Source organism: Stenotrophomonas sp. SrG, assembly GCF_050031795.1.
Classification (GTDB): Bacteria; Pseudomonadota; Gammaproteobacteria; order Xanthomonadales; family Xanthomonadaceae; genus Stenotrophomonas; species Stenotrophomonas rhizophila_A.
On the sequence record NZ_JBNBBE010001214.1, the window covers coordinates 1 to 237 of the forward strand.

Genomic DNA, 237 nt, shown 5'->3' on the forward strand with positions numbered 1-237 from the left:
ACCTAGGCGTGGAGCCGCGAAACGTTGAACCTGCTGCCACCCAGACCGCCACCGAAGCCGATCAGGCAGCCCAGCCCGAGTCCGCTGCCCAGCAGGGCGCGGGGCCTGTCCTCGAAGTAGAAACGCAAACGCGCCAGCGGCGTCTTGGCCTGGCCTTCACGCGTTTTGATTACGATCTTTTTGAATGCCATCAGTGAGTTTTCATGTCTGAGCCGACATCCAGTGCCCGTCCTGCGT

At 61.6% G+C, this 237-nt stretch carries 1 pseudogene; it reads right to left on the minus strand.

The annotated features are described in order from the left end of the window. Positions 1-5: 5 nt before the first annotated feature. A pseudogene (locus tag ACQG3P_RS23290) lies at positions 6-191 on the minus strand (M23 family peptidase); the annotation flags it as partial. Between the last annotated feature and the right edge of the window lie 46 nt (positions 192-237).